The 598-nt window shown below is 46.0% G+C and carries 1 protein-coding gene; it reads right to left on the minus strand.

Annotated features, from left to right (window positions below):
- Nucleotides 1-534 (minus strand): methyl-accepting chemotaxis protein (locus tag R8O11_RS29450; RefSeq protein ID WP_318195153.1); only part of this gene is annotated, 534 nt, incomplete at its 3' end.
- Between the last annotated feature and the right edge of the window lie 64 nt (nucleotides 535-598).

Here is a 598-nt window from a genome sequence, read left to right on the forward strand (position 1 = left end):
AAAGCCTTGGTTGATGATCTCGATAAATGAGCGAGTTTCGGTCGTTAGGGATTGGTTGCTCAGAACTACGTGGTTGATTTCATCAATCGACGTGCTGGTTCGAGTTGCTAAAGTTCTCACTTCATCCGCAACCACTGTAAATCCTCGTCCATGTTCACCAGCTCTAGCTGCTTCAATCGCTGCGTTTAGAGCTAGGAGATTGGTTTGTGAGGCGATGCTGTCGATCACTTTGACGATTTCAGTGACTTGCTGAGAGGTTTTAAATAGCTCTTGAACTTTATCGTCACAAGCGGTGACGGCACTCAGTACTTCTTCAATCATGGTGCGAAACTCATTCAGAGAATGTTCTGCGCCGCAGACGTTTGATGTGGCTTCTTCGCTGGCATTTCTCGCGATAAAAGAAGAGTCGGCTATCGCTTGAGAGATGTTTAAATCCCTTTGAACTTTATCAGTGATGTCAGATGCAAATTTGACGACTTTGATGACGTTGCCCAACGGATCGTAGATGGGGTTGTAAGTGGCTTCAATGTACACTTTGTCACCTGAAGCTGAACGCCTTAAAAATTGTCCGGACTTAAACTGGCCGGCGGCGAGATCT

The organism is Vibrio sp. 1288, assembly GCF_033344475.1.